The following is a 26795-nucleotide window of genomic DNA, read 5'->3' as shown; positions in this document are numbered from 1 at the left end:
AGACGTACAACACTCAGCGAGGTCACCACGCCCTCGGAGGCCAGCCCCCGATCAGCCGCGTCGTGTCACCAACCTGATGGCCGGTTACACCTAGGCTGCTGGCCGTGATGATCCGTCCGGCCGCGCTGCACGGCGTCGGCCCGATCGCCCTCCGCCGCCTGGCCGCGGCCCTGGACGAGGCCCATCTCGGGTGGACCTGATCCTGCTGGAGTAGAATCCGGTTTCTGATGACGGACAGCGATTCTCAGGGCATCCGGGTCACCGGCGAGCTCCAGCAGCAGGCCTGGTCGGCCCAGGAACGGCCCCCGGTCGAGACCGTGCGCCCGGGCCTCTGGTCGGTCCCGGTGCCCATTCCGGACAACCCGCTGCGGTACACGCTGACCTACGTGGTCGAGGCCACCGACGGGCTGGTGGTCGTCGACCCGGGCTGGGCCACCGACGGCGCGTGGACGGCGCTGCTGGCCGGCTTCGCCCACCTGGGCGCGGGCCCGGAGGACGTGCTGGCGGTCGTCGTCACGCACGTGCACCCCGACCACCACGGGCTGTCGGCCCGGCTGCGCAAGGAGTCCGGGGCGTGGGTCGGCATGCACGCGGCCGAGGTCGGGTCGCTGCCGGCCCGGGTGCCGATGGACGAGCAGGAGGTCTCCGACCGCCACTGGCTGGACCGGTGCGGCGTCCCCGACGACATGGTCCCGCGGCTGATCGTCTCCGCCGCGGCGCTGGAACCGTTCATGGACCTGGCCGAACCCGACCGGCTACTGGACGACGGGCAGCTGCTCCCGGTCGAGGGCGCGGGGCTGCGGGTGGTCCACACGCCGGGCCACACGCCGGGCCACGTGTGCCTGCACCACGAGGGGCACGACGTCCTGCTCACCGGTGACCACGTGCTGCCCCGGATCAGCCCGAACATCGGGATGCAGTCGCATGACTCACCGCCTGCGCTGAGCGCCTATCTGCGCTCGCTGGCCCTGGTGGCCGAGCGGTACGACTCCGTGGAGGTGCTCCCGGCGCACGAGTACCGGTTCACCGGGCTGGCCGCCCGCGCCCGGACCCTGCAGCGGCACCACGAGGAGCGCTGCGCCGAGATCTCGGCCGCGCTGCGCGGGGGAGCCTCGACGGTGTGGGACGTGACGACGCGGATCAGCTGGTCGCGGGGCTGGGAGAACGTGCGCGGCATCATGCGCCGGGCCGCCGTGGCCGAGACCGCCGCGCACCTGCGCTACATGGTCGACCAGGGCACCGTCTCGGCCGTCGAGAACCCCGACGGACCGATAGCTTTCACCGCCCCTTCAGCGTGACGTCAGCGTGAAACTCGGCAGGTCGTCGAGCGACAGGGTCGACTCGTAGATCCGCCGGTACCCGGTCGCGCAGATCCGCCAGGCGCCGCCCTCGCAGCGGCGGTAGCGGTCGGTGTAGATCGCGGCCCCGCGCAGGAGCAACTTGTACGGGACGGCGATCACGGTGTCCTCCAGCGACCAGGTCCCGGTCGCTGAATCGCCGTCGACGTGCAGCTCCGGGTGGTGCACGTTGTGCACCGTGATGACGTCGGAGCCGAGGTTCTCGGTCATGAACGACAGGACGGCGGCTCGCCCGCTGAACGTCAACCGATCGCCGTAGCCGGCGGTCACGTCCTCGGTGAGCGTGTCCCCGAACGCGTCCCAGTCCTTGGTGTCGAGCGCGCGCACGTACCGGTACTTCAGCGTCTCGATCTGCTCCCGGTCCGACAGGGTGCTCATGACTCGAACCGCATCCCCTCGAGGTTCCAGTAGCCGCGCAGGTTGGTCAGCAGCCCGGCGTCGTCGACCCGGTACGTGAAGAGGCCGCGGATGCGCGCCGCCGTCCCGTTCCCGAAGTCGGTGCGGATGCTCAGGACGTGCGCGACCTCCGCCGGATCGCTGGACTCGAACGTCTCCTCGCGGTCGAAGGTGAGCGAGTTGGGGGCGATGTTGGCGTCGTAGAAGGCGCCCGCGGCCTCCTTGCCGCGCACGCCGAGACCGTCGGGGTTGGTGACCGCGACCCCGATCGGGTCCTCGATCAGGACGTCGTCGGCCATCAGGGCCAGCCAGCCCGCCCGGTCGTGAGCCCGCACGCACGCCCACGAGGCGTGCGAGACGGCGAGAGCGGTTGCGGTGGCTGTCTGTTCGGTCATGTCGCGCTCCTGCTGGTGGGTGGCTCGGCGAAGGCCCGGTGGACGTCGTCCGCCCCGATCCCGTAGTCGTCGAGGCGGTACCGGTGCGAGGGTCTCGCGGCCCCGCTGCGCGAGGCCCGGTCGACGCGGCTCACCGCGTCGGCCACCGCGTCGCTCCAGCCGAGGTCGAACGCCTCGTACACCCGGCGCACCGTCGCGACCGGATCGGCCACGAAGTCGTCGTACTGCACGTCGACGAACCGTGCGGCGTCGTAATGCGTTCGGCTGCTGGTGAACTCGTGGTGGCAGCGGGCGACCCAGTCGAGCTGCGTGCGGCCCACGACCTCGCCGGTGAACACCGTCGACCAGCCGTCCGTGGCCCGCGCGGCCAGGGAGCAGGCCGAGGCGACGGCGATCTGCGGGTCGCGGTGGGTCACGACGACCAGCGCGTCCGGGTAGGCGGCCATCAGGGCGTCGAGGGCCAGCAGGTGGGACGGGTTCTTCAGCACCCAGCGCCGCTCGTCACCCAGCCCGATCAGCTGGAGGTTGGCCCGGTGCCGGGCGTAGGCGGCGGTCCAGTCCTGCCGGGCGAGCCAGGCCGAGTAGCCCGGCACGTAGGCCATCGACTCGAACCCGACCGAGGTGCCCGACTGGCGCAGCAACCGCCAGCACTCCTCGACCGAGGCGGCGTCGATGTAGTGCAACCCCATGAACTCGGGCTCGAGCACGTGGTGCGCGGCGTAGGCGGCCTGGATGCCGCCGAACACCGGGTCGTCGTCCCAGGTGTCCCGCGGCGGCCGGGGCTGCGGGAACTCGGTCAGCCACAGCTCGAGCCCCTGGTGCCGGGGGTCGGCGGTGAGCAGCCGGTGCAGGGCCGTCGTCCCGGTGCGGGGCAGCCCGACCACGAACACCGGTCGTTCGACAGGGGTCTCGACGTACTGCGGGAACCGGGCGAAACCGGCCTGGCTGAGCAGCCGGGCGACCAGGGCGCTGCGCACCTGGGCCCGCAGCTGGTAGCGGCCGACCCCGGTCAGCCCGGCGGCGGGGGAGGCGAGGTCGTCGAGCAGGACCCGCAGCCCCTCCTCGTGCTCGGTGCCGCCGAAGTCGTCGAGACCGGTGGCCCGGACGGCGGCCGCGGTGACGTCGGCCAGGTCGCCGACCGCCGCCCGGGTCCGCGGCGAGGTCTCAGTGGTCCGGTCAATGGTCATGGAACTCACCGCAGTCCACGTTCAGTACGACACCGGTGACGGCGCTGGCCAGGTCGCTGGCCAGGAACAGCGCGGCGTGGGCGACCTCCTCGGGCAGGGCCAGCCGCTTCAGGTCGGTCGGCTCGGCGCGCTGCCGGTAGATCTCCTCGTGCGTGGTGCCCTGCTGCTCGGCCAGGTAGTCGAACCACAGCCGGTTCACGCGCTCGTAGATGTACGAGGGGGCGATGCTGTTCACCCGGATGCCGCGCGGCCCGAGCTCGGTGGCCAGCGCCGAGGCCAGATGCGACAGAGCCCCTTTCGAGAGCTTGTAGCCGGCGTACTCCGGCGCCGACTGGCGCAGCACGGCCGAGTTGACGAACACGATCGACCCGTTCGTGTCGGCCAGGGCATCGGCGAACAGCGTCGAGAGCCGGAGCGGCGCATGGACGTTCGTCTCCTGCGCGGCCCGCAGGGCCTCGAGTGGGATGCTCGTCACCGGGTCGAGCGGTGGGATGCCGAAGGCGTTGTGCAGCAGGACGTCGACCCGCCCGAACTCGGCCAGCGCCGCGTCCCGGACGCGCATCCGGGAGTCCTCGTCGGTGATGTCGGCCTGGACGACGAGCGCGCGGCGGCCGTGGGCCCGAACCACCTCGGCCATCTTCTCCAGCCGCTTCTCGGTGCGGCTGACGAGCACCAGGTCGGCGCCCATCAGCGCGGCCCGCTCGCCGAGGGCCCGTCCGAGGCCGGGCCCGACGCCGGACAGCACGACGACCTTGCCGGCCAGCAGCGGGATCTCGGTCATGACAGCATCCTTCGGGCGACGGCCCGCTGCCGGGCGGCGATCCGGTCCGCGTACTCGCCCTCGGCGCGCGGTGCGAAGAACGGCAGGGCCGAGCGGACGTCGTCCAGCTTCAGCACCTGCACCTGTGGCCCGTCCTCCCGCCCGAGGTCGCGGGTGAGGCGCTGCCAGCGCAGCATCATCGGCCCGGTGCGGTGCCCGGTGGTCTCCAGCCAGTTGGCGATCCCGGGGTCGCGTTCGCTGACCACGAACCGCATCAGGCCGTCGGGGTCGGTGACGGCCTGGGCCTTGGTCAGCGAGGTCTGGTGCGACTCGTAGTCGGTGGAGACGTACCAGTCGGAGCCGATCTGGATGCCCTGGTAGCTGCAGTCGGAGCACTCCGGCACGGTCACCACCAGCGCCTCGTCCTCGGCCAGCGCGTAGTGCCCGATGGACGAGAACTGGGAGGCCAGCCCGCCGGGGGTGGAGCGGGGAGTCGTGAGAGTGTTGACGGGCTCACGGTTCTGGAAGAAGTGCGGGAAGGCCAGCCAGGTGCGCACCGACCCGACCAGGAGCTGTGCGGCGACCTCGTAGCGGCGGGCCGTGCGCCGAGCGTCCGGCGGCACCGCCGGTCTCCCGAGCAGATCGGGGCGTTCGATCCACAGCGTGCCACGGCGTTCGGTCTCCCAGTCGTTGAAGACCTCCCGGATGATGAGGGTCTTGGCACCGGCCGGGGCCGGAGCCAGGTGCAGGGCGAACGAGCCGTCCGCGGCGATGTCGAGGGCCCGGTCGTCGAAGGCGGCCAGCGACTCGGGGGTCCCGTCGGCGCTGTACCCGCCCGACATCACCTGGAACGACAGGTCGGCCGTGCTGCCCCGCACGCCGCGCACCACCCACTCGTGCTCGTCGTCGATGTAGGCGTGGAAGTAGAGGGCGTCCGGGTTGTCGAGGCCCTGCCGCGCGTACTGGTGCGTGGAGTTGATCAGCACGGGCCGGGCGGGGTCGCGGTCGAAGGCCAACTGCAGGGCGGCGCGGATCCGCCCGGCGAGGTAGTCGTACCCCTCCAGCCGGTCCTGTTCGGTGCGGATCACGTCGGCGGTGGCGATGAGCTTCTCCGCCTCGGTGATCGCTTCGGCCAGGGGCCTGCTCAGGTCGTCCATTCAGCTCACCTTCGCGATCACGTTCTCGGCGAAACGTTCCAGGTGCTCGACCTTCTTGTGCAGCGGCTCGGGGTCGTCGCCGCGCACGTACGGCCAGCGGAACCCGACGATGCAGTCGGTGACGCCGGCGTCCTCGAGCCGGCGCACGCCGTCGACGTGGTAGGCGTCGCCGGAGATGACGTGCACCTCGAAGTCCGCGCGGGTGTCGCCCTCGGCCCTGCGGATCTCGGCCAGCCGGACGAGCATCCGGTCGAGCTCGGCCGGGTCGCCGCCCGCGTGCATCCAGCCGTCGCCCTTGACCACGGCCCGGCGCAGCGCCGCCTCGGCGTGGCCGCCGACGAGCAGTGGGATGGGTTCGGTGGGGGCGGGCGTCTGCTCCAGCTCCTCGACGTCGTAGAACTCGCCGTGGTAGCCGAAGAACCCGCCCGCGGTGAGTCCGCGCAGGATGTCCATGCACTCGTCCATCCGCGCGCCGCGTCGCTCCCACGGGACGCCGAGCGCCGCGTAGTCCTCGGGCCAGGGGGACAGGCCCACCCCGAGGCCGAGCCGGTTTCCGGACAGGACGGCCACGGAGGCGGCCTGCTTGGCCACCAGGACCGGCGGCCGGATCGGCAGCTTCAGCACGAAGGGTGTGAACCGCAGGGTCGTGGTGAGCGCGGCCAGGTGGGCGCACAGCACGAGGGTCTCCAGGAACTCCTTGCCCTGCAGGAACTCCCGGTCGCCGGTGTCGGTGTAGGGGTAGCGCGCGTCGGAGTGCTTCGGGTAGATGACGCTGTCGGCCACCGTCATGCTCGTGTAGCCGGCCGCCTCCGCGGCCTGGGCCAGGGGCGTGTAGTAGGCCGCGTGCGTCATCGCCTCGGCGTAGGTGAACCGCATGGAGGCCACGGTAGAACGTGTTCCATTTTCACACCAGAGTCTGTACGGTGTTGACCGTTCCGAGACGGGATGGTGACACGCATGCTCAGAGCCGAGTACGTGGTGGTCGGGGCCGGTAGTTCCGGCGCCGTCCTGGCCCGCCGGTTGGCCGACCGTGGAGCGTCGGTGATCCTCCTGGAGGCCGGTGGCGGCGACCGCTCCCCGGTCATCCGCAAGGCCGGGATGGTGGGCATGATGCACGCCGTCCCCCAGATCAAGAAGCGGTTCGACTGGGGCTACTACTCCACGCCCCAGGCCTCCGCCCAGCAGCGCCGCATCCCGCAGGTGCGTGGCAAGGTCCTCGGTGGGTCGAGCGCCATCAACGGCATGCTGTTCGTGCGCGGCAACCGGCAGAACTTCGACGACTGGGCGGCCGAGGGCTGCACGGGCTGGTCGTACGACGACGTCCTGGCCAGCTACAAGCGGCTCGAGGCGTTCGAGGACGGGCCGAGTGAGTTCCGCGGCGGGGACGGCCCGGTCAAGGTGACCCGGGTGCACGGCCGCACCGAGGCCTCCGAGGGGTTCCTGGAGTCGCTGGCCCGCACGGCCGACGCGAAGGTCCTGGACGACTACAACGCCGCCGAGCAGGAGGGCGTCTCGGTCTTCCAGCAGAGCGTCTCCGGCGGCCTGCGGTACAGCTCGGCCGTCGCGTGCCTGGGGCCCGACGCCCCCGAGCGGCTGCACGTCGTCACCGGCGCCACCGTCACCCGGGTCGTGATCGAGAACGGGCGGGCCACGGGCGTCGAGGTGGTGCGGGGGAGGCGGCGCGAGGTGATCGCTGCCGACCGCGAGGTCGTGCTGTCGGCCGGGGTGTTCGGCTCCGCGCAGATCCTGATGCTCTCCGGGGTCGGGCCCGCGGCGCACCTGGCCGAGCACGGTATCGAGGTGGTCGCCGACCTGCCGGTGGGCGACAACCTGCACGACCACATGTTCGTGCCCATGACCTTCACCACCCGAGCGGGCCGGCACAAGGGCACCGCCCCGTACTTCGCCCGCGGCATGGTCGAGGAGGCGCTGCGCGGGAACACGTTCCTGTCCCGGACGGTGTTCGAGGTGGTCGGCTTCCTGCGCAGCTCGCTGGCCACCCGCATCCCCGACCTGCAGATCCACGCGCTCCCGTGGGCCTACCCGTCGCCCAACCAGGATGCGCCGGTCCGGCATCACGTCGACAAGCGGCCCGCGCTGACGGTGATGTCCACGCTGATCTACCCCAAGAGCCGGGGCACCGTGCGGCTGGCCTCGCCCGACCCGCTGGCCGCACCCCTGGTCGATCCGGGGTACCTGCGCGAACCCGACGACACCACAGTGCTTCTCGACGGGATGGAGCTGCTGCGCGAGGCGATCGGCAGCGGCGGGGTGGCCCCCGACATCGCCGAGCTGCACCCCGGGAAGGGGTTCGCCACCCGGGCCGACCTGGCCCGTGAGGTCCCGTTGCGGGCCACCACCGTCTACCACCCGGTCGGCACGTGCCGGATGGGGGTCGACGAGCGCGCTGTCGTCGACCCGCAGTTGCGCGTGCTCGGGGTCGAGGGGCTGCGGGTGGCCGACGCCTCGATCATGCCGACCATCACCGGCGGCAACACGAACGCTCCGGCGCTGATGATCGGCGAGCACGCGGCGGCGCTGATCGGCGCCTCCGCCGAGGCGTCGCGATGACCGCGCAGGCCGAGCACACCGAACGGGCCGCCACCTTCGACGTCCGGAACCCGGCCACCGGAGCCGTCGTCGGGACGTTCCCGGTGGACGACGACGCGGCCGTGCGCGCGCAGGTCGAGCGGGCGCGGGAGGCCCAGCGCTGGTGGTCGGAGTTGGGTTTCGCGGGCCGGCGGCCTTACCTGCAGCGCTGGGTCCGGTACCTGGCCCTGCACTGCGACGAGATCTACGAGCTCGGGCACACCGAGACCGCGCGACCGCGGGCCGACGTCCAGTTCGAGCTGTTCGCCGGGCTGGAGGACGTCCGCTGGGCGGCCGTGCACGCCCGGAAGGTGCTGCGCGAGCGCCGGGTCGCCCCGGGCCTGGCGATGGCCAACTTCGACGCGCGGCTGTCGTACCAGCCGTACGGGGTCGTCGGCGTGATCACGCCGTGGAACGCGCCCGTGTACCTGACGTTGTCGGGCGCCGGGGTCGCGCTGGCCGCGGGCAACGCCGTCGTGGTGAAACCCAGTGAGCTGAGCCCGGCGTCGGCGATCGCCGTCCTGGAGGCCTTCCACACCGCGAACCCGGACGCGCCGCCCGCGCTGGTCTCGTGGGTCACCGGATTCGGCGAGACCGGGTCCGCCCTGTGCGGTTCGGGCGTCGACAAGCTGGCCTTCACCGGCTCGGTGCCCACCGGGCGCCGGGTGATGGCGGCCTGCGCCCCCACGCTGACCCCCGTCGTCCTGGAGCTGGGCGGCAAGGACGCCACGATCGTGGCGGCCGACGCCGACCTGGAGGCCGCGGCCGCCGCGGTGATGTGGGGCGGGCTGTTCAACGGCGGCCAGGCGTGCGTCGGCGTGGAGCGGGTCTACGTCGTCCAGGAGGTGCGCGACGCGTTCCTCGACGCGGTGAAGAAGCAGGCCACGGGCGTCGACGTGGGCACCGGCCCGCTCAGCGCGTACGGGCCGATGACCACCGAGGCCCAGGTCGAGATCGTGCGCCGGCACGTCACGGACGCGCTGGCCGCGGGCGCGCAGGCCCTGGTCGGCGGCCCGGAGTCGATCCGGCCGCCGTACATCGACCCGATCGTGCTGGTCGACGTCCCGGAGGACCGCCCGGCCGTGCGCGAGGAGACGTTCGGTCCGGTCGTGGTGGTGAACACCGTGCCCGACGTGGACGAGGCTGTCCGGCGGGCGAACTCGACGGAGTTCGGGCTCGGCTCCTCGGTGTTCTCCGCGCGTGGCGGCCCGGCGATCGCGCGGGCGCTGAGGGCCGGGGGCACCACCGTGAACTCGGTGCTGACCTTCGTCGGCATGTCATCGATGCCGTTCGGCGGTGTGGGCAGCAGCGGGTTCGGCCGGTTCCACGGTGCCGACGGGCTGCGCGAGTTCGCCTACGCGCGGTCCGTGGTGCGCAAACGGTTCCGGATGGGCCCGGACATGCAGGTCTTTCCCCGCACGCCGGAGCAGTTCGACACGGTGCGCAAGACCATCCGGCTGCGCTACGGGCGGACCTTCAAGTGAGCCGGTTGCTGCCGGAAGAACGTCCACCGGGGCTCGACTCGGCCGTCGTGCCGAAGCTGATCAAGGTGATGGCTCGCGCTCAGGTCCGCCTCTACCGGGCCACCGGGGGTCGGGTCGGCGGTCGCTGGCGGGTGGGGGCCGGCTGGTCCAAACCCGTTCCCACGCTGCTGCTCACCCATCGCGGCCGGCGCAGCGGGAAGGTCTTCACCACCCCGCTGCTCTTCCTGGAGGACGGTCGTGACTTCGTGGTCGTCGCCTCGCAGGGCGGCCTGCCGAAGGACCCGCAGTGGTACCTGAACCTGCGCGCCGACCCGGTCACCACGGTGCAGGTCGGCCGCGACGTGCGGGACGTCGTCGCGCACGTCGCGGGCGGTGCGGAACGGGCCCGGCTGTGGCCCCGGCTCGTCGAGCTGTACGCGGACTTCGCCACCTATCAGGGCTGGACCGACCGCGAGATCCCCGTCGTGGTGCTCAGCCCAGCCGGGAGTGACACGTGAAACCAGCGCTGCGCGTGGCCGTCTGGGCCACCGGCACGGTCGGCCGGCACGCCGTCGCCGGGGTCGACGCCCATCCGGACCTCGACCTGTGCGGGGTCTGGACGTCGACCCCGGCCAAGGCGGGCCGCGACGCCGGTGAGCTGGCCGGCTTGGGACGGCCGCTGGGCGTCCTCGCGAGCACCGACCGGGCCGAGGTGCTGGCCACCCGACCCGACGCGATCGTGCACGCGGCGATGACCGACGACCGGCCGTTCGAGGCCGTCGAGGACCTGATCGGGTTCCTGGCCGACGGTGTGAACGTGCTGTCGAGCGGGCCGGTGCTGCTTCAGTACCCGCACGGCATCCTGCCGCCGGAGATGATCGCGCGGATCGACGAGGCGGGGGCCGCCGGCGGGGCGAGCCTGCACGTCAACGGCATCGATCCGGGCTTCGCCAACGACGTCCTGCCGCTCGTGCTGACCAGCGTGTCGCAGCGGATCGACCAGGTGCGCGTGCTCGAGATCGCCGACTACTCCACCTACGTGCAGCCCTTCGTGATGAGCGAGCTGTTCGGGTTCGGCCAGGCGTTGGACGCCGAGGTGCCCTTGTGGGCGCCGGGCGTGCTGTCGCTGGCCTGGGGGAGCGTGGTGCGCCAGCTGGCCGCCGGGCTCGGCGTGACCCTCGACGAGCCGCTGCGCGAGACGGTCGAACGGCGACCCGCCCGCCGGGACGTCGCGACGGCCTCGGTGCCGATCGCGGCGGGCACCACGGCTGCGGTCCGGTTCACCGTCGAGGGCCTGGTCGACGGCGAGCCGCGCATCGTGCTCGAACACGTCACCCGCACGGCACCGGACCAGGAGCCCGACTGGCCCGTGCCCGCCGCGGGCGACGGCTGCTACCGCGTGGTGATCACCGGGGAGCCGCACCTGGAGTGCGAGCTCGTGCACCGGGGCGAGCACGGTGACCACAACGACTCGGGGATGATCATGACCGCTCAACGCCTGGTCAACGCCGTGCCCGCGGTGGTGGCCGCCCCGCCGGGCCTGGTCACCGCACTCGACCTGCCGCTGGTCACGGGTCGCGGGTTGGTGGCGTCGTGAGCATCCTCGACACGTTCCTCCTGACCGACCACGTCGCGATCGTCACCGGCGCCGGCCGAGGCATCGGTGCCGCGACCGCCGTCGCCCTCGCCGAGGCGGGCGCCGACGTCCTGGTCAGTGCCCGCACCCAGGACCAGTTGGACGACGTCGCCGCGCAGGTCCGCGCTCTGGGCCGCCGCGCGCTCGTCGTCCCCGCCGACCTCAGTGACACCGACGCCGTGGCCGGTCTCGCCCAGGCGGCCTACGACGAGTTCGGCCGCCTCGACGTGGTGGTCAACAACGTCGGCGGCTCCATGCCGCGCCCCTTCCTCGACACGTCCGTCGGCGCGATGGAGCGGGCCTTCCACTTCAACGTCTCCACCGCGCACGCCCTGACCCGGGCCGCCGTCCCCCTGATGCTGAAGGGCGACCCTGCGAGTCAGAAGTCTGTGGTGGCGATCAGCTCCGCGGTCGGCCGGACGGCGGGTCGGGGCTACGCGGCCTACGGCACCGCCAAGGCCGCCCTGGCCCACTGGGTCCGCCTGGCCGCCGCCGACCTCGCGCCGAAGATCCGGGTCAACGGCGTCTACGTGGGCTCGGTACTGACCAGCGCCCTGGACGTCGTCGCCCAGTCACCCGAACTGTCCGCGCAGATCGAGAGTGCCACCCCGTTGCGGCGGATCGGGGCGGCCGACGACATCGCCGCGGCCGTCCCTTACCTGAGCTCCCCGGCGGGCGGCTACCTGACCGGCAAGCTGCTCGAGGTCGACGGCGGCCTCCAGCAGCCGAACCTCGACCTCGGGTTGCCCGACGTCGGGGCCTAGCCCCGCCGCGGGTCGTGGGCCGGCCCGGCCAGTGAGTGCGTGGCGGTGGCTCCGCCGTCCACGACGAACTCGGCGCCCGTGCAGTAGGCGCTCTCGTCGGAGGCGAGGAACAGCACGAGGTTCGCGACGTCGTCCGGCGTACCCACCCGGCCCGCGGCCACCCGCTGACCGCCCGGGCTCAGGTCGATGTCGACGCCGCCGAGGGCGCTGGAGATCATCGGGGTGTCGATCATCCCGGGGTGCACGGAGTTCACCCGGATCCCGTCGCGCCCCAGCTCCATCGCGGCCACCTTGGTCATCCCGCGGATGGCGAACTTCGTCGCCGAATACGCCGTCAGCATGGCCATCCCGCCGATGCCCTCGACGGACGACACGTTGACGATCGACCCGCCCCCACGGGCCCGCATCAGCGGCACGGCGGTGCGCATGCCCAGGAAGGTGCCGACCTGGTTCACCCGGACCACGCGCTCGTAGTCGGCCAGGGACGTCTCCTCCAGGGCGCCGAAATGCAGGATGCCGGCGTTGTTCACGAGCACGTCGAGCCCGCCGAACCGCTCCTGCACGACGGTCGCCAGTTCGGCCCAGGAAGCTTCGTCGCCGACGTCCAGCGGCTGGAACCACGCGGCCTCACCGAGCTCCGCGGCCAGTTGCTTGCCCTCGTCAGCGAGCAGGTCGCCGATCACCACGGAGGCCCCCTCGGCGACGAAACGCCGCGCGGCGGCGGCGCCTTGGCCCCGTGCGCCTCCGGTCACCACGGCCACTTTGCCCGGCAGTCGAGACATCTCGCTCCTTCGCTCCGCACCCTCGCGTGCATAGTAGAACATGTTCTAGAATCGCTGACCAGGGCCGGTGACGACGCCGGCCGGGCTGGAGGACGCCGTGGCACTCGCCGTGGGAGCAACCCGCACGCCGGAGCAGGAGAAGCTGACCCGGCAGCTGCGCGAGTACTTCGCCGGGCTGATGACGCCGGAGCGGCGCGAGGCGCTGCGCCCGACGTCCGACACCGACGGCGACTACGGTGACGGCGAGGCCTACCGGGACACGGTCCGGCAGATGGGGGCCGACGGCTGGCTGGTGCTCAACTGGCCCGTCGAGCACGGTGGGCAGGGCAAGGGCGCGGTCGAGGCGCTGATCTTCAGCGACGAGGCGGCCCGGGCCGGGGCCCCGGTGCCGTTCCTGACCCTGAACACGATCGGGCCGACGATCATGCGGTTCGGCAACGCGCAGCAGCGAGAACTGTTGCCCCGCATCGCCGAGGGCCGCGTCCACTTCGCGATCGGCTACTCCGAACCCGGCGCCGGCACCGACCTCGCCTCGTTGCGCACAAGGGCCGACCGGGACGGCGACGAGTACGTCGTCAACGGGCAGAAGATGTGGACCAGCCTCATCCAGTACGCCGACTACGTGTGGCTGGCCTGCCGCACGGACCAGGCCGCAGCCAAGCATCGCGGCCTCTCCATGTTGGTGATACCGACCACCGCGCAGGGCTTCTCGTGGACGCCGGTGCGCACCCTGCCCGGTCTGACGACCAGCGCCACCTACTACCAGGACGTCCGCGTCCCGCTGACCGCCCTGGTCGGGAGTGAGAACCAGGGCTGGGCCTTGATCACCAACCAGCTCAACCACGAGCGCGTCGCGCTCACCCCCTCCGCGCCGCTGGAGCAGTTGCTGGACGACGTGCGCGCGTGGGCCGTGGGCACGCGTACCTCGAGTGGTGCACGGGTCGCCGACGCCGAGTGGGTACAGGTCCACCTGGCCCGGGCCCGCGCGGAGGTCGAGGTGCTGCGGCTGCTGAACGAGGACGTGGCGCAGCGGGCCGACCGCGGCGAGGCGCTGGGGCCGGCGGAGGCGTCCATGAACAAGGTGTACGGCACGGAGCTGGCCCCGCGGGTCTGCCGGCTGCTGATGGAGGTGCTCGGGGCGGCCGGTCCGGTGCGGCGCGGGTCACCGGGGGAAGTGCTGCAGGGCCGGGTCGAACGCACGCACCGCACGGCGCTGGTGCTGACCTTCGGCGGCGGCACCAACGAGGTGCAGCGCGACATCGTCGCGGCCACCGCGCTGCGGCTGCCGGTGGGTGCCCGATGAGCGAGGTGAGCGAGCTCGCCGACCTGACCGGCGTCGTCCTCGACGGTTCGGCCCCGTCCGGCCCGGACGCCGTGTGGGCCGGGCTCGCCTCGGCCGGCGTGCTGGCCGCGGCCCTGCCGGAGGACGCCGGGGGCAGCGGGCTGGGCGTCGCCGGGCACGCGGCCGTGCTGCGGGTTCTGGGCGCGCACGTGGTCGCGACGCCCTACCGGGATGCCGTCGCTGTCGCGGCCGAGACCCTGGCGCGGCACGGCACGGCACAGCAACGACGGACGTGGCTGGAACCCGCGCTGCGCGGCGCCCTCCGGCTGGCGACGGCCTGGCGCGAGCCCGACGGCGCCGTCCCCGCGACCCCGGTGACCCGGGCGGTGCCGGCCGGAACCGGTTGGGAGCTGACCGGTTCCAAGACCATGGTGTGCGCTGGGCCGAGTGCCGACGTCCTGTTCGTCCCGGCGACCGGACCGGCCGGGCCGCTCGTGCTCGCCGTCCCGACCGACCTGCCCGGCGTCCGGGTCGAACCCCAGGACCTGGTGGACGGCGTGCTGCCCGCGGCCTGGGTGGAGCTGGCCGGGGCGCACGTCGACGCCGACCACGTCGTGGGTGACGAGGCCGACGGGGCGACCGTTCTCGCGGAAGTGCTGGTCCGCCAGGCGTTGGCGGCCTGCGCCGAGCAGGTCGGGGTGCTGGCCGCGGCCGTGCGTTCGACGGCCGGCTACGCGCGGGAGCGGCAGCAGTTCGGCCGCCCGATCGGGGCGTTCCAGGCCGTGTCGCAACGGCTGGCCGACGCGCTGATCGACGCCCGCGCCGCGGAGCTCACGACGGCTGAGGCGCTCCGGGTCTTCACGGCGGCGGGTGAGACGGTGACGCCCGAGGTGTTGACCGCCGTGGACACCGCCGCCTACTGGGCCACCGAGGCCGGGCACCGGGTCGCGCACACCTGCGTGCACGTGCACGGCGGGACCGGCCTCGACCTGGACCACCCGGCACACCGCTACTTCGCGACGGCCAAGCGGCTGGAGTTCGAGCTGGGCGGCGCCACGCAGCGCCTGCGCGCCCTCGGCGCTGCCCTCACCAGAAGTTGATCATGCAGAAACCTCGCGCTTCAGTTCTGGTGAGTGAGGCCCTCACCGAGCCGAAGCGCGAGGTTTCTGCATGATCAACTTCAGAAGGCGGCCAGGCGGGCGATGGCCGTGCGGGTCTCCTCGACGAGGTCGGCCATCATGTCGGCGACGGGCCGGATCCGGTCGAACCGGCCGATGATCTGCCCGGCGGGCATGGCGATCACACCCGGGTCCTCGGCGGCCGAGATGCGCAGGTGGGCCTCGGCGACCAGGAGGTTCTGCAACGGCATCGGCAGCGGTTCGGGCGCGTCCGGGGCGGCCCACGCCTCGCTCCACCGGCTGCGCAGCAGACGGGCGGGCTTGCCGCTGTAGATCCGTGAGCGCACCGTGTCGGACGACGAGGCGTGCAGCAGGGCGTCCTGCATCGCGGCCGAGCCGGGGAAGCCCTTGCCGTACTCCTCGGCCAGCAGCCAGGCGGAGCCCATCCAGACGCCGCTCGCCCCGAGCGCGAGCGCCGCCGCGACCTGCCGCCCGCAGCCGATCCCACCCGCGCCGAGCACCAGGGCCCGGTCGCCCACCGCGTCGACGACCTCGGGCAGCAGCACCATGCTGGTGATCTCGCCGGTGTGCCCACCGGCCTCGTGGCCCTGGGCGACGACGATGTCGACGCCGTCGTCGACCTGCCGCTGCGCGTGCACGACGCGCCCGGCGAGCGCCGCCACCGGGACGCCGGCCGCGTGCGCCTCGTCGATCACGTCCTTGGGCGGGGAGCCCAGGGCGTTGGCGATCAGGGCGGGGCGGTGCCGCAGCGCGACGTCGACCTGGGCCCGGGCCACGGAATGCAGCCAGCCGAGCACCCCGGCACCCTCGGCCACCCCGCCGGGCAGCGCCGGGACGCCGAGCTCCTCGAGGGTGCGGTCGACGAAATCGCGGTGCTCCTGCGGGATCAGCGTCGACAGGTCGATCGCCGACCCCTCGGTGGGGGCGTTCATCGGCATCACGACGTCGACGCCGTAGGGCTTGCCGTCGGTGTTCGCGTCGAGCCAGTCGAGCGTGGCGTCGAGCTCCTCGGCGTCGTTGAACCGGACGCAGCCCAGCACCCCCAACCCACCGGCCCGGCTGATCGCCGCGGCCACGTGCTCCGAGGGCGTGAAGCCGACGATCGGGTGCTCGATCCCGAGGCGGTCCCGGATGTCGCCCTGACCGGTCGCGGTGGCCATCAGGCGCCCTTCGCGCCGACGGTGCCGGCGGTGACGGCGACCTCGGCGGACGTCGGGTGCTCGGCGGCGTACGTACGTGCGGTCCCGTAGTCGGGCTTGCCCGCCGGGGTGCGCACGATCTCGTCGACGTACCAGTAGGAGCGCGGGATCTTGTACCCGGCCAGGTGTTCCCGGGCGAAGGCGATGAGCGAGTCGAGGTCGGGTTCGGCCTCCTCCCGCCACTGCACGAGGGCGCCGACCCGGGCGCCCAGCCGCTCGTCCGGGACGCCGACCACGAGGGCGTCGAACACCCCCGGGTGCGACTTGACGATGCCCTCGACCTCCTCGGGAAAGACCTTCTCGCCGGCCGTGTTGATGCACTGGTCGCCGCGGCCCAGGAGCGTGATCGTGCCGTCGTCCTCGTACACCGCCAGGTCGCCGGGCACGGTGTACCGCTGCCCGTCGACCTCGATGAACAGCCGGGCGGTCTTCTCCGGGTCCTTGTAGTAGCCCAGCGGCAGGTTGCCGCCCCGGGCCAGCCGCCCGATCGTGCCGGAACCCGGCTGCAGAGGCCGGTTCTCCTCGTCCACGATGATCAGCGCCGCATGCCCCTTGACCCGCGGGCCGCGGGCGTCGTCGCTGGTGTCGGCGATCATCCCGATGCCGTTGAACCCGGTCTCGGACGAGCCGATCGCGTCGGTGAGGAACGTGTTCGGGAAGGTCTCGATGAAGGCCTGCTTCACCGCGGGGGAGATCAGGGCCGCCGTGTTCGAGATGGCCACCACGCTCGAGGCGTCGTAGTCGCCCTCCTGGTAGACCTCGATCATCGGCCGGGCCATCGCGTCACCGATGAGGGCGATCACCTGCACCTTCTCGGCCTGCACGGTCTCCCACAGCTCGCGTGCGTCGAACTTGGGCATCAGGACGACCGTGTGGGTGGCCAGCAGCGAGCCGAACATCGCCCACTGGGCCTGCCCGTGCATCAGCGGGGCCGGGCACATCCGCACCAGTGGGCCGTTGTTGCCGTCGCGGGCCTGCTGCCACTCGTCGGTCAGCGGCTCGCCCGTGACGAAGTCGGTGCCGCCGCCGAGCACGCGCCACACGTCCTCGTGGCGCCACATCACGCCCTTGGGCCGGCCCGTCGTTCCGCCCGTGTAGAGCAGGTAGCGGTCGCCGGGGTCGCGCGGGCCGAAATCGCGCTCCGGGGACTGCCCTGCGAGCGCCGACTCGTACTCGACCGCGCCGTAGCCGGCCGCCGTGCCGTCGTCGGCGGTGCCGTCCTCGACGACCAGCACGTGCCGGACCTTCGGCGCCTTGGGGAGCACCGCCGCGACGCGCGCCGAGGTGCCCCGCTGGTGCAGAAGCCCCACCACGTCGGCGTTGTCGAGGATGTAGAGCAGCTCGCTCTCGGTGTAGCGGAAGTTCACGTTGATCGCGACGGCCCGCAGCTTGTACAGCGCGAGCATCGTCTCCACGACCTCCGTCGAGTTCGTGGAGTAGATCGCGACGTGGTCACCCGTGCCGATGCCCTGGGCGGCGAGGTGGTGCGCCAGCCGGTTGGAACGCGCTTCAAGTTCGGCGAAGGTGAGGCGACGCGGACCGCAGACCAGGGCGGTGCGGTCGGGCGCCGTGTCGACGGCGTGTTCGAAGAGGTCTGCCACATTGAGGACCATGCCGCCAAAGTAGAACATGTTACTGTTCCAGGACAATGCCTGCGGCGGAGCAGTTCTCCGTCGTCCCTGACTCGCGACGAGGTGGTCACCGATGTCGGAAGCCCAGCCCGAAGCTCAGCCCGAAGCCCCGCACTGCCTCGTCGAGCAACGCGGCCACGTGCTGATCGTGACGATGAACCGCCCGCAGGCCCGCAACGCCCTCAGCGGGCCGATGATGCAGATCATGCGTGAGGCCTGGGACCGGGTGGACGACGATCCGCAGATCCGGGTCGCGATCCTCACCGGGGCGGGGGGCGCGTTCTGCGCCGGGGCCGACCTGAAGGCGATGACGGCGCAGCATCCGGGCGACTTGTTCGCGGGCGGCGGTTGGGACCTGAGCCGGATCGACGCGCTGCTGAAGGGGCGCCGTCTGACGAAGCCGCTGATCGCCGCGGTCGAGGGGCCGGCCATCGCCGGCGGGACGGAGATCCTGCAGGCCACGGACATCCGGGTCGCGGCCCGCAGCGCCCGGTTCGGGGTCGCGGAGGCCCGCTGGGGTTTGTTCCCGCTCGGGGGGTCGGCGGTCCGGTTGGTGCGCCAGATCCCGTACACCGTGGCCGCCGAGCTGCTGCTGACGGGGCGTCAGGTGAGCGCCGAGGAGGCGCTGTCGATCGGCCTCGTCGGCCACGTCGTCGACGACGGCCAGGCGCTGACGAAGGCGTTGGAGCTGGCCGAGCTCATCGCCGCCAACGGACCGGTCGCCGTCCAGGCCATCCTGCGGACGCTGCGGGTCACCGAGGGGCTGCCCGAGGAGGAGGCCTTCGGCATCGAGGCCGGCATCGGCATGGAGGTCTTCACCAGCCAGGACGCGAAGGAGGGCCCCCGCGCCTTCGCCGAGAAGCGTCGTCCCGACTTCGTGGGGAAGTGATCGCTCATGCTGTCGGTATGTACATCGAAGGGGCCCCTGACCGCCCCTCCGATGTACATACCGACAGCATGAGCGTCAGATGGCGCGGGCCTGGTCGGCCCAGTAGGGGTCGCGCAGCTTGCGCTTGTAGAGCTTCCCGTTGTCGTCGCGTGGCAACTCGTCGACGAAGTCGACGCTGCGCGGCACCTTGAACCGGGCCAACCGCGACCGGACGTGCGCGAGCAGCCGCTCCCGCAGGTCGTCGTCGGCCACCACACCGGCCGCGGGCTTCACCACGGCCTTGATCTCCTCGCCCCACTCCGGGTGCGGGATGCCGAACACGGCGACGTCGGCCACCTCGGGATGCGCGGCCAGCTCGTTCTCGATCTCGGCGGGGTAGACGTTCACCCCGCCGGTGATGATCATGTCGGCCTTGCGGTCGCACAGGTACAGGTAGCCGTCCTCGTCCAGGTAGCCGATGTCGCCGAGTGTGAAAAGCCTTCCCACCCGGGCGCTACGGGTCTTCTCCGCGTCGTGGTGGTACTCGAAGTCGGAGGTGCCCATCTGCATGTAGATCAGACCCTGTTCGCCGACCGGCAGCTCGGCGCCGCCGTCGCCCAGGACCCGGATGGTCGACCCGGGCCAGGGCCGGCCGACGGAACCGGGCCGCTCGAGCCACTCCTGGGCGGTGATCATCGTGCCGCCGCCCTCGGTGGCCGCGTAGTAGTCGATGACCACCGGGCCCCACCACTCGATCATCCGGCGCTTCACCTCGGGCGGGCACGGGGCCGCCCCGTGGATCATCGCGCGCAACGACGACACGTCGTACCGGGCCCGGACGTCGTCGGGCAGCGACAGCAGGCGCTTGAACTGGGTCGGCACCATGTGGCTGTAGGTGACCCGCTCGGTCTCGATCAGCCGCAGCAGTTCCTCGGCGTCGAACGCGTCCATCAGCACGGTCTTGTGCCCCAGCTGGATCGACAGCGTGGCGAAGTTGAGCACGGCCGTGTGGTAGAGCGGCGAGCAGCAGACGTGGACGTGGTCGTCGAACGGGCCGATCCCGAAGATGCCGAGGAACCAGGCACCGGCGGCCGGGGGCACGTTCGGGTCGTCTCCGGTCAGCGGGCGCTTCACGCCTTTGGGGCGGCCCGTCGTCCCCGAGGTGTAGACCATCGGCGCGCCGGTGGTCAGGACGTCGGGCCGGCCGGCCGGTTCCCCGGCGCCGAGTTCGCCCAGCGGTGCGAACCCGTCGATGTCGCCGACCGCGAACCGGGCGGTGGCGGGCAGCCCCGCCTCGTCGGCGGCCGCGACGGCCGTGGCCGCGAACCGCTCGTCGGCCACGAACGCCTTGGCGCCCGAGTTCTCCAGCAGGTAGGCCACTTCCGGCCCGATCAGGTGCCAGTTGACCGGCACGATGTAGAGCCCGGTCTGCCAGGTGGCGAAGAACAGGCTCAGCATCTCCGTGCCGTTGGGCAGCAGCACGGCCACCACATCACCGGGTTCGAGGCCGAGGGCCTGCAGGCCACGGCCGTAGCGGTCGGCCCGCGCGGCGAGTTCCCCGTAGCTGAGGCGGGAGCCGTCCGGCGCCACGACGGCGGTGCGGTCGGGCTCATCGGCGGCGATGGTCCACAGTCCGTGTGCACGCATGGCAGTCAAGGTAGAACGCGTTTCAGTTTCTTGACAAGCCCGTCGCGGGGGAAGCGCTGCCGACGATCCGACCCAGCGCCTCGATCTGCTCCACCGTGCGACAGCCGACCAGCAGCATCGAGACCCCGGCCGCCTCGCGGGCGGCGATCCCCGCGCGCACGTGGGCCTCGTCGCCGATGACGGCGATCTCGTCCACCAGCTCGTCGGGCACGGCCCCGGCCGCCCCGGCCCGGTCGCCGGCCCTGAACCGTGCGGTGATCTCGTCGACGGCCGCGTCGAAACCCATGCGCCGGAACAGGTTCGCGTGGAAGTTCACGTCGCGGGCGCCCATCCCGCCGATGTAGTGCGCCTGCACGTGCTTCAGGAACTCCACGGCGGCCCGGCGCTCGTCGTCCGACTCCGTGACCGTCACCTGGCAGTTGGCCACCACCTCGAAGTCCGCGCGCGTGCGCCGGGCCCCGGGCCGGGCCAGTCCCTCGCCGAGCCACTCCTCGTAGAGCCCGGCCAGGCGCAGCGAGTGGAACACGGCGATCCAGCCGTCGGCGATCTCACCGGCCAGCGCCACGTTCCGCGGTCCCTCGGCCCCCAGCCAGATCGGCAGGTCGGCGCGCAGCGGGTGGGTGATCGAGCGCAACGGCTTGCCCAGCCCCGTGCTGCCCGGGCCCTGGTAGGGCAGCGGCAGGTGCGGGCCCTCGTTGCGCACCGGCTCCGCGCGGGCCAGCACGTCGCGCACGATCCGGACGTACTCCCGGGTGCGGGCCAGCGGCTTCTCGAACGGCTGGCCGTACCAGCCCTCCACCACCTGCGGCCCGGAGACGCCCAGCCCCAGGGTGAACCGCCCGCCCGAGAGGTGGTCGAGGGTGAGGGCGTGCATCGCGCAGGCCGCAGGGGTGCGGGCGGCGAGCTGGACGACGGACGTCGTCAACCGCAGGTCGGGGGCCAGGGCGCCCCACCAGGCCAGCGGGGTGAAGGCGTCGGAACCCCACGACTCGGCGGTGCTGACCGCGCTGAACCCCGCGTCGTTCGCGGCGGCGATCAGGGCGGGGGCGTCGGCGGGCGGCGCGGCGCCCCAGTAGCCCAGCTGCAACCCGAGTTTCACGGCGCCTCCCTGAGTGTCGGCCGGCGCATCCACCGGTCCTCCATCTTGCCGCATTTTTCAGAACGTGTTCTACTCCTGGCGTGACCTCGACGTCGAGCGCACCGCTGAGCGCGCCCCTCAATCTCGACTTCGACTACACCCGTTCCCTCGGGCCGGTGCTGGGGGCCTTCATGGCCGCCCTGCGCGACCGTCGGATCCTGGGTGTGCGCGTCGGAGACGGCGAAAACGGTTCGCCCGCGAGAGTTCTCGTCCCGCCGGCGGAGTTCGACCCGGAGACGGCGCGCCCGCTGACCGAACTCGTCCCGGTCGCCGAGACGGGCGTGGTGACCACCTGGTCATGGAACGCCGCGCCCCTGCCCGGGCAGCCGCTGGACCGCCCGTTCGCCTGGGCGCTGATCCGCCTCGACGGTGCCGACTCGACCCTGCTGCACGCCGTCGACGCCCCGGCCGAGACCATGCGCACGGGGATGCGGGTGCGGGCCCGGTGGGCCGAGGAACGGGTCGGCGGCCTCCGCGACATCGCCTGCTTCGAGCCCACCGATCAGCCCGCGGCCGAGCCCGCGGAGCCGGCGACCGACGTCCCGGCCCTCGAGCCCGTCGAGCAGCTGATCGCCCCAGTGCACCTGCAGTACATGCACAGCGCCTCCGCCGAGGAGAGCCGGTTCCTGCGCGGCATCGTCGAGGGCCGGCTGATCGGCCAGCGGTGCCCGACCTGCGGCAAGGTCTACCTGCCACCCCGCAGCGCGTGCCCGGTCGACGGCGTCCCCCCGACCGATGAGGTCGAGGTCGCCGACCGCGGCGTGGTCACCACGTTCTGCGTCGTGAACGTGCCGTTCCTCGGGCAGCGGATCACCCCGCCGTACATCACGGCCTACGTCCTGCTCGACGGCGCCGACATGGCCATCCAGCACCTGATCCTCGGCATCCCGGCCGAGGACGTGCGGATGGGCCTGCGGGTCCGGGCGGTCTGGCGGCCCCGCGAGGAGTGGGGCCACACCCTGGAGAACATCAGCCACTTCGAACCGGACCCCGACGCGAGCGAAGGAGACCGGGCATGAGCGGGCTCGCCGACGTCGCGGTGATCGGCTTCGAGCAGGCCCCCACCGTGGCCGCCACCGACGGCACCACCAACGGCGTCGAGATGCTGGTCCCGGTGTTCAGCCGCCTGCTCTCCGGCGCCGGGATCACCAAGGCGGACGTCGGGTTCTGGTGCTCGGGCTCCTCGGACTACCTGGCCGGCCGGGCGTTCTCGTTCGTGTCGGCGGTCGACGCGATCGGCGCCTTCCCGCCCATCGTCGAGTCGCACGTCGAGGCCGACGCCGCCTGGGCGCTGTACGAGGCCTGGCTGAAACTGCGGATGGGCGAGGCCCAGGTCGCGCTGGTCTACGGGTTCGGGAAGTCCTCGGCCGGGCGGCTGCGGCAGGTCCTCACGCTGCAGACCGACCCCTACACCGTGGCCCCGCTGTGGCCGGACTCCATCGGCCTGGCCGGGCTGCAGGCCCGGGCGGGCCTGGACGTCGGGGCCTGGACGGAGAAGGACATGGCGCGGGTCGCCGTCCGGTCCCGCGCGGCCGCCGCGGCCAACCCGGCCGCCCAGCTCGGCGGCGTCCTGGACGTCGACGACCTGCTGGCCGAGCCCTACCTGGCCGACCCGTTGCGCCGGCACGACATCGCGCCCGTCGGCGACGGGGCCGCCGCGGTGCTGCTGGCGGCGGGGGACCGGGCCCGCGAACTGGTGGCCCACCCGGCCTGGATCCGCGGGATCGCGCACCAGGTCGAGTCCGCCCACCTCGGCGTCCGCGACCTCGTCCGGTCGCCGTCCACGACGGCCGCGGCCGCGGCGGCCGGTGGGGTGCACGGCGTCCAGATCGCCGAGCTGCACGCCCCGTTCACCCACCAGGAGCTGGTGCTGGGCCAGGCGCTGGGCCTGCCCGACGACGTCGCGATCAACCCCTCCGGCGGGGCACTGACCGGCAACCCCATGTTCGCCGCCGGCCTCGTGCGGATCGGTGAGGCGGCGCGGCACGTCCTGTCCGGCGACGCCGACCGGGTGCTGGCCCACGCCACGCAGGGCCCGCTGCTGCAGCACAACCTCGTGACCGTGATGGAAGCCCGATGAGAGGGGCGCGATGAGCCTGCCCGCCGCCGTCCTGGGGACCGGCCAGACGCACCACCGCAGCCGCCGGGCCGACGTGTCCATGGCCGGCCTGTGCCGCGAGGCGATCGACCGGGCCCTGGACGACGCGGGCCTGGACTGGCCCGACATCGACGCCGTCGTGCTGGGCAAGGCGCCCGACCTGTTCGAGGGCGTCATGATGCCCGAGCTGGCCCTCGCCGACGCGCTCGGCGCGACGGGAAAACCGTTGCTGCGCGTGCACACCGCCGGGTCGGTGGGCGGTTCGACCGCGCTCGTGGCGGCCCAGCACGTGCAGGCCGGGGTGCACCGGCGGGTGCTGGCGGTGGCGTTCGAGAAGCAGTCCGAGTCGAACGCCATGTGGGCGCTGTCGATCGCGCCGCCGTTCGTGATGCCGGTGCACGCCGGGGCGGGCGGCTACTTCGCCCCGCACGTGCGCTCCTACATCGCGCAGTCCGGCGCCCCCGAGCACATCGGGGCCATGGTGGCGGTGAAGGACCGCCGCGCCGGGGCGCTCAACCCGTACGCGCACCTCCGGCAGGCCGACATCACGCTGGAGTCGGTGCAGGCCTCGACCATGCTGTGGGACCCGATCCGCTACGACGAGACGTGCCCGTCCTCGGACGGCGCGTGCGCCATGGTGATCGGCGACGAGACGGCGGCCGCGGGCCGGGACGACGTGGCCTGGGTCCACGCGACGGCGATGCGCACGGAACCGACCCAGTTCGCGGGCCGCGACCACGTCAGCCCGGCCGCCGGGCGCGAGGCGGCGGCCGCGCTGTGGCGCGCGGCCGGGATCGACGACCCGCTGCACCAGGTCGACGTGGCCGAGATCTACGTGCCGTTCTCGTGGTTCGAGCCGATGTGGCTGGAGAACCTCGGGTTCGCCGAGCCTGGGCAGGGGTGGAAGCTGACCGAGTCGGGGGCCACGGCGCTCGGGGGGCTGATGCCGGTCAACCCGTCCGGCGGCGTCCTGTCGTCCAACCCGATCGGGGCCTCGGGCCTGCTCCGCTTCGCGGAGGCGGCCATGCAGGTGATGGGCCGGGCCGGGGAGCACCAGGTGGACGGCGCCCGCACGGCGTTCGGGCACGCGTACGGCGGGGGGTCGCAGTTCTTCTCGATGTGGGTGCTGCGCAGCGAGAAGCCCTGACGCCCCGGCCGACCTAGCGACCCGCCGGCACCGTGTGGTCGAGCAGCAGGTGCACGGTCAGCTCGAGTCGCTCGGCGACGCCCTCGGCGCTGATCCGCTGGGTCACCCACGAGACCAGGTTGGCCAGCCACACGTCACCGAGAACCCGTGCGATGGCAACGTTCTCCTCGGTGATCTCGCCGTCCGGGTCCATCGCGCCGGCGAACATCCGCTCCATCTGCCGGGCCACGCTGTCGACCTCGTCCTTGGCCGTGTCGTCGGCGAAGATGAACGCGCGGGTCATCGCCTCGGTGTAGCTGGGGTAGCGCTGGAACATGCGGGTGACGCGGGCCAGGACGAAGAGCATGCGCTCCGTCGGGCCGTCCCCGGGGATCTCGATCCGGTCGAGTTCGACCTGGGCTCGCGCGAACTCGCTCACCAGGCTGGAGACCAGCAGGTGGTTCTTCGAGGGGAAGTAGCGGTAGAGGGTGCCCAGTGCGACGTCCGCGTTCTCGGCCACCGCCCGCATCGTCACGGCGTCGTACCCGCCCTGGGTGGCCAGCATGGTGGCCGCCTCCTGCATCCGCTCGCGCCGGTCGCGCTGGGCCCGGGAGCCGCCGGTCTGGCCGGTGCCGTAGCCAGCCCGGGGAGCGACGACCGCCGCCGCCCCCGCCGTGTTTCCGCGGGGTGTGGGTGCGGTCATGCTGCGGCTCCTCAGGGGGTGAAAGCGCGTCGCCCGCGCGGGTGGTCAGTCCGTCCGGTTCATCGCGAGCGTACATCTGGGTGGTGCGGCGCACCTTTCCGCGCGCGAGACGTGGCCCACATCCCAAGGTATAGGACATGTTTCCGTAGCAGGCATGGTTTCCCGGTGAATTACCACCTAGACTGCAACGCGTTCTACTTGTTGCCCAAGGAGGGGTCCCATGGCCGTGACCGACTTTTCCGCCGTCCCGCCGACCGAGGGGCCGGCTTTCGACCTCCTCGACCCGGACCTCTACGTCCGCGGCGTCCCGATGGACGAGTTCGCCCGGCTGCGCCGCACGGCGCCGGTCACCTGGTTCCGCACCCCGTTCCACGAGATGGGCTTCGACGACGACGGCTACTGGGTGGTCACCCGGCACGCCGACGTCCTCGACGTCTCGAAGCGACCCGAGTTCTCAACCGAGGAGAACACGGCGATCCCGCGCTTCGGCCCCGACATGGAACGCGAGAAGATCGAGCTGCAGCGGTTCGTCCTGCTCAACCAGGACCCGCCCAAGCACTCGGCGACCCGCCGCATCGTGTCCCGGGGCTTCACCCCCAAGGCGATCGCCACGTTGAAGGACGCCCTGGCCGACCGGGCCGAGCGGATCGTGCACCGGGCGGTGAAGGAGGGCTCGGGCGACTTCGTCCAGGACGTCGCGGTCGAGCTGCCGCTGCAGGCGATCGCCGAGCTGATCGGCGTCCCGCAGGAGGACCGGCACAAGATCTTCACCTGGTCGAACCAGATGATCGGCTACGACGACGCCGAGTTCACCGCCGAGGTCAGCCCGGAGCAGGCCTCGGCCGAGATGCTCGGCTACGCCTGGCAGCTCGCGGGTGAGCGCAAGGCCTGCCCGATGCCCGACATCGCCACCACGCTGCTCAACGCGCAGATCGACGGCACGGCCTTGGACGAGCAGGAGTTCTCGTTCTTCGTCCTGCTGCTGGCGGTGGCCGGCAACGAGACCACCCGCAACGCCATCTCGCACGGGATGAACGCCTTCTTCGACCACCCCGACCAGTGGGACCTGTTCCGCTCGCAGCGGCCACGCACGGCGCCCGACGAGATCGTGCGGTGGGCCTCGCCGATCATCGCCTTCCAGCGCACCGCGCTGTCCGACACCCAGGTGGGCGGCGTGGACGTGGCCCAGGGGCAGCGCGTCGTCCTGTTCTACAGCTCGGCCAACCGTGACGAGGAGGTGTTCACCGACCCGAACACCTTCGACATCACCCGCAGCCCCAACCCGCACGTCGGTTTCGGTGGCACCGGCACGCACTACTGCCTGGGCGCCAACCTGGCCCGGCTCGAGATCGACCTGATCTTCAACGCGATCGCCGACCACATGCCGGCGGTCCGGAAGCTGAGCGAGCCCCGGCGGCTGCGGTCGGGCTGGATCAACGGTCTCAAGGAACTGCCGGTCGCCTACTCCTGAGGGGCA

25 protein-coding genes are annotated in these 26795 nt (G+C 72.3%); 13 read left to right on the top strand and 12 right to left on the bottom strand.

Features of this window, described 5'->3' with window-relative positions:
* The first annotated feature begins 227 nt into the window (after positions 1-227).
* Positions 228-1298, top strand: coding sequence for an MBL fold metallo-hydrolase (locus tag ACIB24_RS22270; protein WP_398284403.1), 1071 nt, complete (start codon positions 228-230; stop codon positions 1296-1298).
* Here ACIB24_RS22270 and ACIB24_RS22265 read toward each other — a convergent pair.
* From ACIB24_RS22265 to ACIB24_RS22240, 6 genes are read right to left on the bottom strand one after another with little or no spacing between them, the layout of a single operon-like run.
* Entirely contained in the window at positions 1290-1736 is a 447-nt protein-coding gene (locus ACIB24_RS22265; RefSeq protein WP_398284402.1) for a nuclear transport factor 2 family protein, read from the bottom strand. The genes ACIB24_RS22270 and ACIB24_RS22265 overlap by 9 nt on opposite strands.
* A complete protein-coding gene (locus ACIB24_RS22260) occupies positions 1733-2149 on the bottom strand; it encodes a nuclear transport factor 2 family protein (RefSeq protein WP_398284401.1) in 417 nt (138 codons plus the stop codon). Before ACIB24_RS22260 ends, ACIB24_RS22265 begins: the two co-directional genes overlap by 4 nt.
* Positions 2146-3336 carry a sulfotransferase family protein gene (locus ACIB24_RS22255; RefSeq protein ID WP_398284400.1) on the bottom strand — a complete coding sequence of 397 codons (1191 nt, stop codon included), beginning with the start codon at positions 3334-3336 and terminating at the stop codon, positions 2146-2148. The genes ACIB24_RS22260 and ACIB24_RS22255 overlap by 4 nt, the downstream gene beginning before the upstream one ends.
* A complete protein-coding gene (locus tag ACIB24_RS22250) occupies positions 3326-4117 on the bottom strand; it encodes an SDR family oxidoreductase (RefSeq protein WP_398284399.1) in 792 nt (263 codons plus the stop codon). The genes ACIB24_RS22255 and ACIB24_RS22250 overlap by 11 nt, the downstream gene beginning before the upstream one ends.
* Positions 4114-5253 (bottom strand): hypothetical protein, encoded by a 1140-nt coding sequence (locus ACIB24_RS22245; protein WP_398284398.1) that lies wholly within the window; start codon positions 5251-5253, stop codon positions 4114-4116. Before ACIB24_RS22245 ends, ACIB24_RS22250 begins: the two co-directional genes overlap by 4 nt.
* Positions 5254-6129, bottom strand: coding sequence for a TIGR03619 family F420-dependent LLM class oxidoreductase (locus ACIB24_RS22240; RefSeq protein WP_398284397.1), 876 nt, complete (start codon positions 6127-6129; stop codon positions 5254-5256).
* An 81-nt stretch (positions 6130-6210) separates the two neighbouring features.
* Between ACIB24_RS22240 and ACIB24_RS22235 the strand changes: the two genes are divergently transcribed.
* The 5 genes from ACIB24_RS22235 (at position 6211) to ACIB24_RS22215 (ending at position 11705) form a co-directional block, all read left to right on the top strand.
* Positions 6211-7824 carry a GMC family oxidoreductase gene (locus tag ACIB24_RS22235; protein WP_398284396.1) on the top strand — a complete coding sequence of 538 codons (1614 nt, stop codon included), beginning with the start codon at positions 6211-6213 and terminating at the stop codon, positions 7822-7824.
* A complete protein-coding gene (locus ACIB24_RS22230; protein WP_398284395.1) occupies positions 7821-9326 on the top strand; it encodes an aldehyde dehydrogenase family protein in 1506 nt (501 codons plus the stop codon). Before ACIB24_RS22235 ends, ACIB24_RS22230 begins: the two co-directional genes overlap by 4 nt.
* A 68-nt stretch (positions 9327-9394) precedes the next feature.
* Entirely contained in the window at positions 9395-9823 is a 429-nt protein-coding gene (locus tag ACIB24_RS22225) for a nitroreductase family deazaflavin-dependent oxidoreductase (protein ID WP_398284409.1), read from the top strand.
* Positions 9820-10902 carry a diacylglycerol kinase gene (locus ACIB24_RS22220; RefSeq protein ID WP_398284394.1) on the top strand — a complete coding sequence of 361 codons (1083 nt, stop codon included), beginning with the start codon at positions 9820-9822 and terminating at the stop codon, positions 10900-10902. The genes ACIB24_RS22225 and ACIB24_RS22220 overlap by 4 nt, the downstream gene beginning before the upstream one ends.
* A complete protein-coding gene (locus ACIB24_RS22215; RefSeq protein WP_398284393.1) occupies positions 10899-11705 on the top strand; it encodes an SDR family oxidoreductase in 807 nt (268 codons plus the stop codon). The genes ACIB24_RS22220 and ACIB24_RS22215 overlap by 4 nt, the downstream gene beginning before the upstream one ends.
* Here ACIB24_RS22215 and ACIB24_RS22210 read toward each other — a convergent pair.
* Positions 11702-12487 carry a glucose 1-dehydrogenase gene (locus ACIB24_RS22210; RefSeq protein ID WP_398284392.1) on the bottom strand — a complete coding sequence of 262 codons (786 nt, stop codon included), beginning with the start codon at positions 12485-12487 and terminating at the stop codon, positions 11702-11704. The two genes, ACIB24_RS22215 and ACIB24_RS22210, sit on opposite strands and share 4 nt — an antisense overlap.
* A gap of 109 nt (positions 12488-12596) precedes the next feature.
* Here ACIB24_RS22210 and ACIB24_RS22205 point away from each other — a divergent pair, with 109 nt between their 5' ends.
* Together ACIB24_RS22205 and ACIB24_RS22200 are read left to right on the top strand one after the other, a co-directional pair.
* The gene (locus tag ACIB24_RS22205; RefSeq protein ID WP_398284408.1) at positions 12597-13790 is read left to right on the top strand and encodes an acyl-CoA dehydrogenase family protein; all 1194 of its coding nucleotides are present in this window, start codon (positions 12597-12599) and stop codon (positions 13788-13790) included.
* A complete protein-coding gene (locus tag ACIB24_RS22200; RefSeq protein WP_398284391.1) occupies positions 13787-14869 on the top strand; it encodes an acyl-CoA dehydrogenase family protein in 1083 nt (360 codons plus the stop codon). Before ACIB24_RS22205 ends, ACIB24_RS22200 begins: the two co-directional genes overlap by 4 nt.
* A gap of 80 nt (positions 14870-14949) precedes the next feature.
* Here the strand turns inward: ACIB24_RS22200 and ACIB24_RS22195 are convergent, their stop codons facing one another.
* On the bottom strand, positions 14950-16068 hold the full coding sequence (locus tag ACIB24_RS22195) for an NAD(P)H-dependent flavin oxidoreductase (RefSeq protein ID WP_398284390.1): 1119 nt from the start codon (positions 16066-16068) through the stop codon (positions 14950-14952).
* On the bottom strand, positions 16068-17720 hold the full coding sequence (locus ACIB24_RS22190; protein WP_398284389.1) for an acyl-CoA synthetase: 1653 nt from the start codon (positions 17718-17720) through the stop codon (positions 16068-16070). The genes ACIB24_RS22195 and ACIB24_RS22190 overlap by 1 nt, the downstream gene beginning before the upstream one ends.
* A 91-nt stretch (positions 17721-17811) precedes the next feature.
* Between ACIB24_RS22190 and ACIB24_RS22185 the strand changes: the two genes are divergently transcribed.
* Positions 17812-18627, top strand: coding sequence for a crotonase/enoyl-CoA hydratase family protein (locus tag ACIB24_RS22185; protein ID WP_398284388.1), 816 nt, complete (start codon positions 17812-17814; stop codon positions 18625-18627).
* A gap of 75 nt (positions 18628-18702) precedes the next feature.
* Here the strand turns inward: ACIB24_RS22185 and ACIB24_RS22180 are convergent, their stop codons facing one another.
* A complete protein-coding gene (locus tag ACIB24_RS22180) occupies positions 18703-20253 on the bottom strand; it encodes an acyl-CoA synthetase (protein ID WP_398284387.1) in 1551 nt (516 codons plus the stop codon).
* A gap of 22 nt (positions 20254-20275) precedes the next feature.
* The gene (locus ACIB24_RS22175) at positions 20276-21352 is read right to left on the bottom strand and encodes an LLM class F420-dependent oxidoreductase (RefSeq protein WP_398284386.1); all 1077 of its coding nucleotides are present in this window, start codon (positions 21350-21352) and stop codon (positions 20276-20278) included.
* A gap of 80 nt (positions 21353-21432) precedes the next feature.
* Between ACIB24_RS22175 and ACIB24_RS22170 the strand changes: the two genes are divergently transcribed.
* From ACIB24_RS22170 to ACIB24_RS22160, 3 genes are read left to right on the top strand one after another with little or no spacing between them, the layout of a single operon-like run.
* The gene (locus ACIB24_RS22170; RefSeq protein WP_398284385.1) at positions 21433-22410 is read left to right on the top strand and encodes a Zn-ribbon domain-containing OB-fold protein; all 978 of its coding nucleotides are present in this window, start codon (positions 21433-21435) and stop codon (positions 22408-22410) included.
* Positions 22407-23471 carry a thiolase domain-containing protein gene (locus ACIB24_RS22165; RefSeq protein WP_398284384.1) on the top strand — a complete coding sequence of 355 codons (1065 nt, stop codon included), beginning with the start codon at positions 22407-22409 and terminating at the stop codon, positions 23469-23471. Before ACIB24_RS22170 ends, ACIB24_RS22165 begins: the two co-directional genes overlap by 4 nt.
* 10 nt (positions 23472-23481) lie before the next feature.
* Entirely contained in the window at positions 23482-24636 is a 1155-nt protein-coding gene (locus ACIB24_RS22160; RefSeq protein ID WP_398284383.1) for a thiolase domain-containing protein, read from the top strand.
* A 13-nt stretch (positions 24637-24649) separates the two neighbouring features.
* Here the strand turns inward: ACIB24_RS22160 and ACIB24_RS22155 are convergent, their stop codons facing one another.
* Positions 24650-25318 (bottom strand): TetR family transcriptional regulator, encoded by a 669-nt coding sequence (locus tag ACIB24_RS22155; RefSeq protein WP_398284382.1) that lies wholly within the window; start codon positions 25316-25318, stop codon positions 24650-24652.
* 220 nt (positions 25319-25538) lie between these two features.
* Between ACIB24_RS22155 and ACIB24_RS22150 the strand changes: the two genes are divergently transcribed.
* Positions 25539-26789: a cytochrome P450 gene (locus ACIB24_RS22150; protein ID WP_398284381.1), complete on the top strand. Its 1251-nt coding sequence runs from the start codon at positions 25539-25541 to the stop codon at positions 26787-26789.
* The last annotated feature ends 6 nt before the right edge of the window (positions 26790-26795 follow it).

It is taken from the genome of Spongisporangium articulatum, from assembly GCF_044465595.1.
GTDB lineage: Bacteria > Actinomycetota > Actinomycetes > Actinomycetales > Kineosporiaceae > Spongisporangium > Spongisporangium articulatum.
Note: the sequence above shows the minus strand (reverse complement) of the source record. Positions and strands in the feature narration are given on the sequence as shown.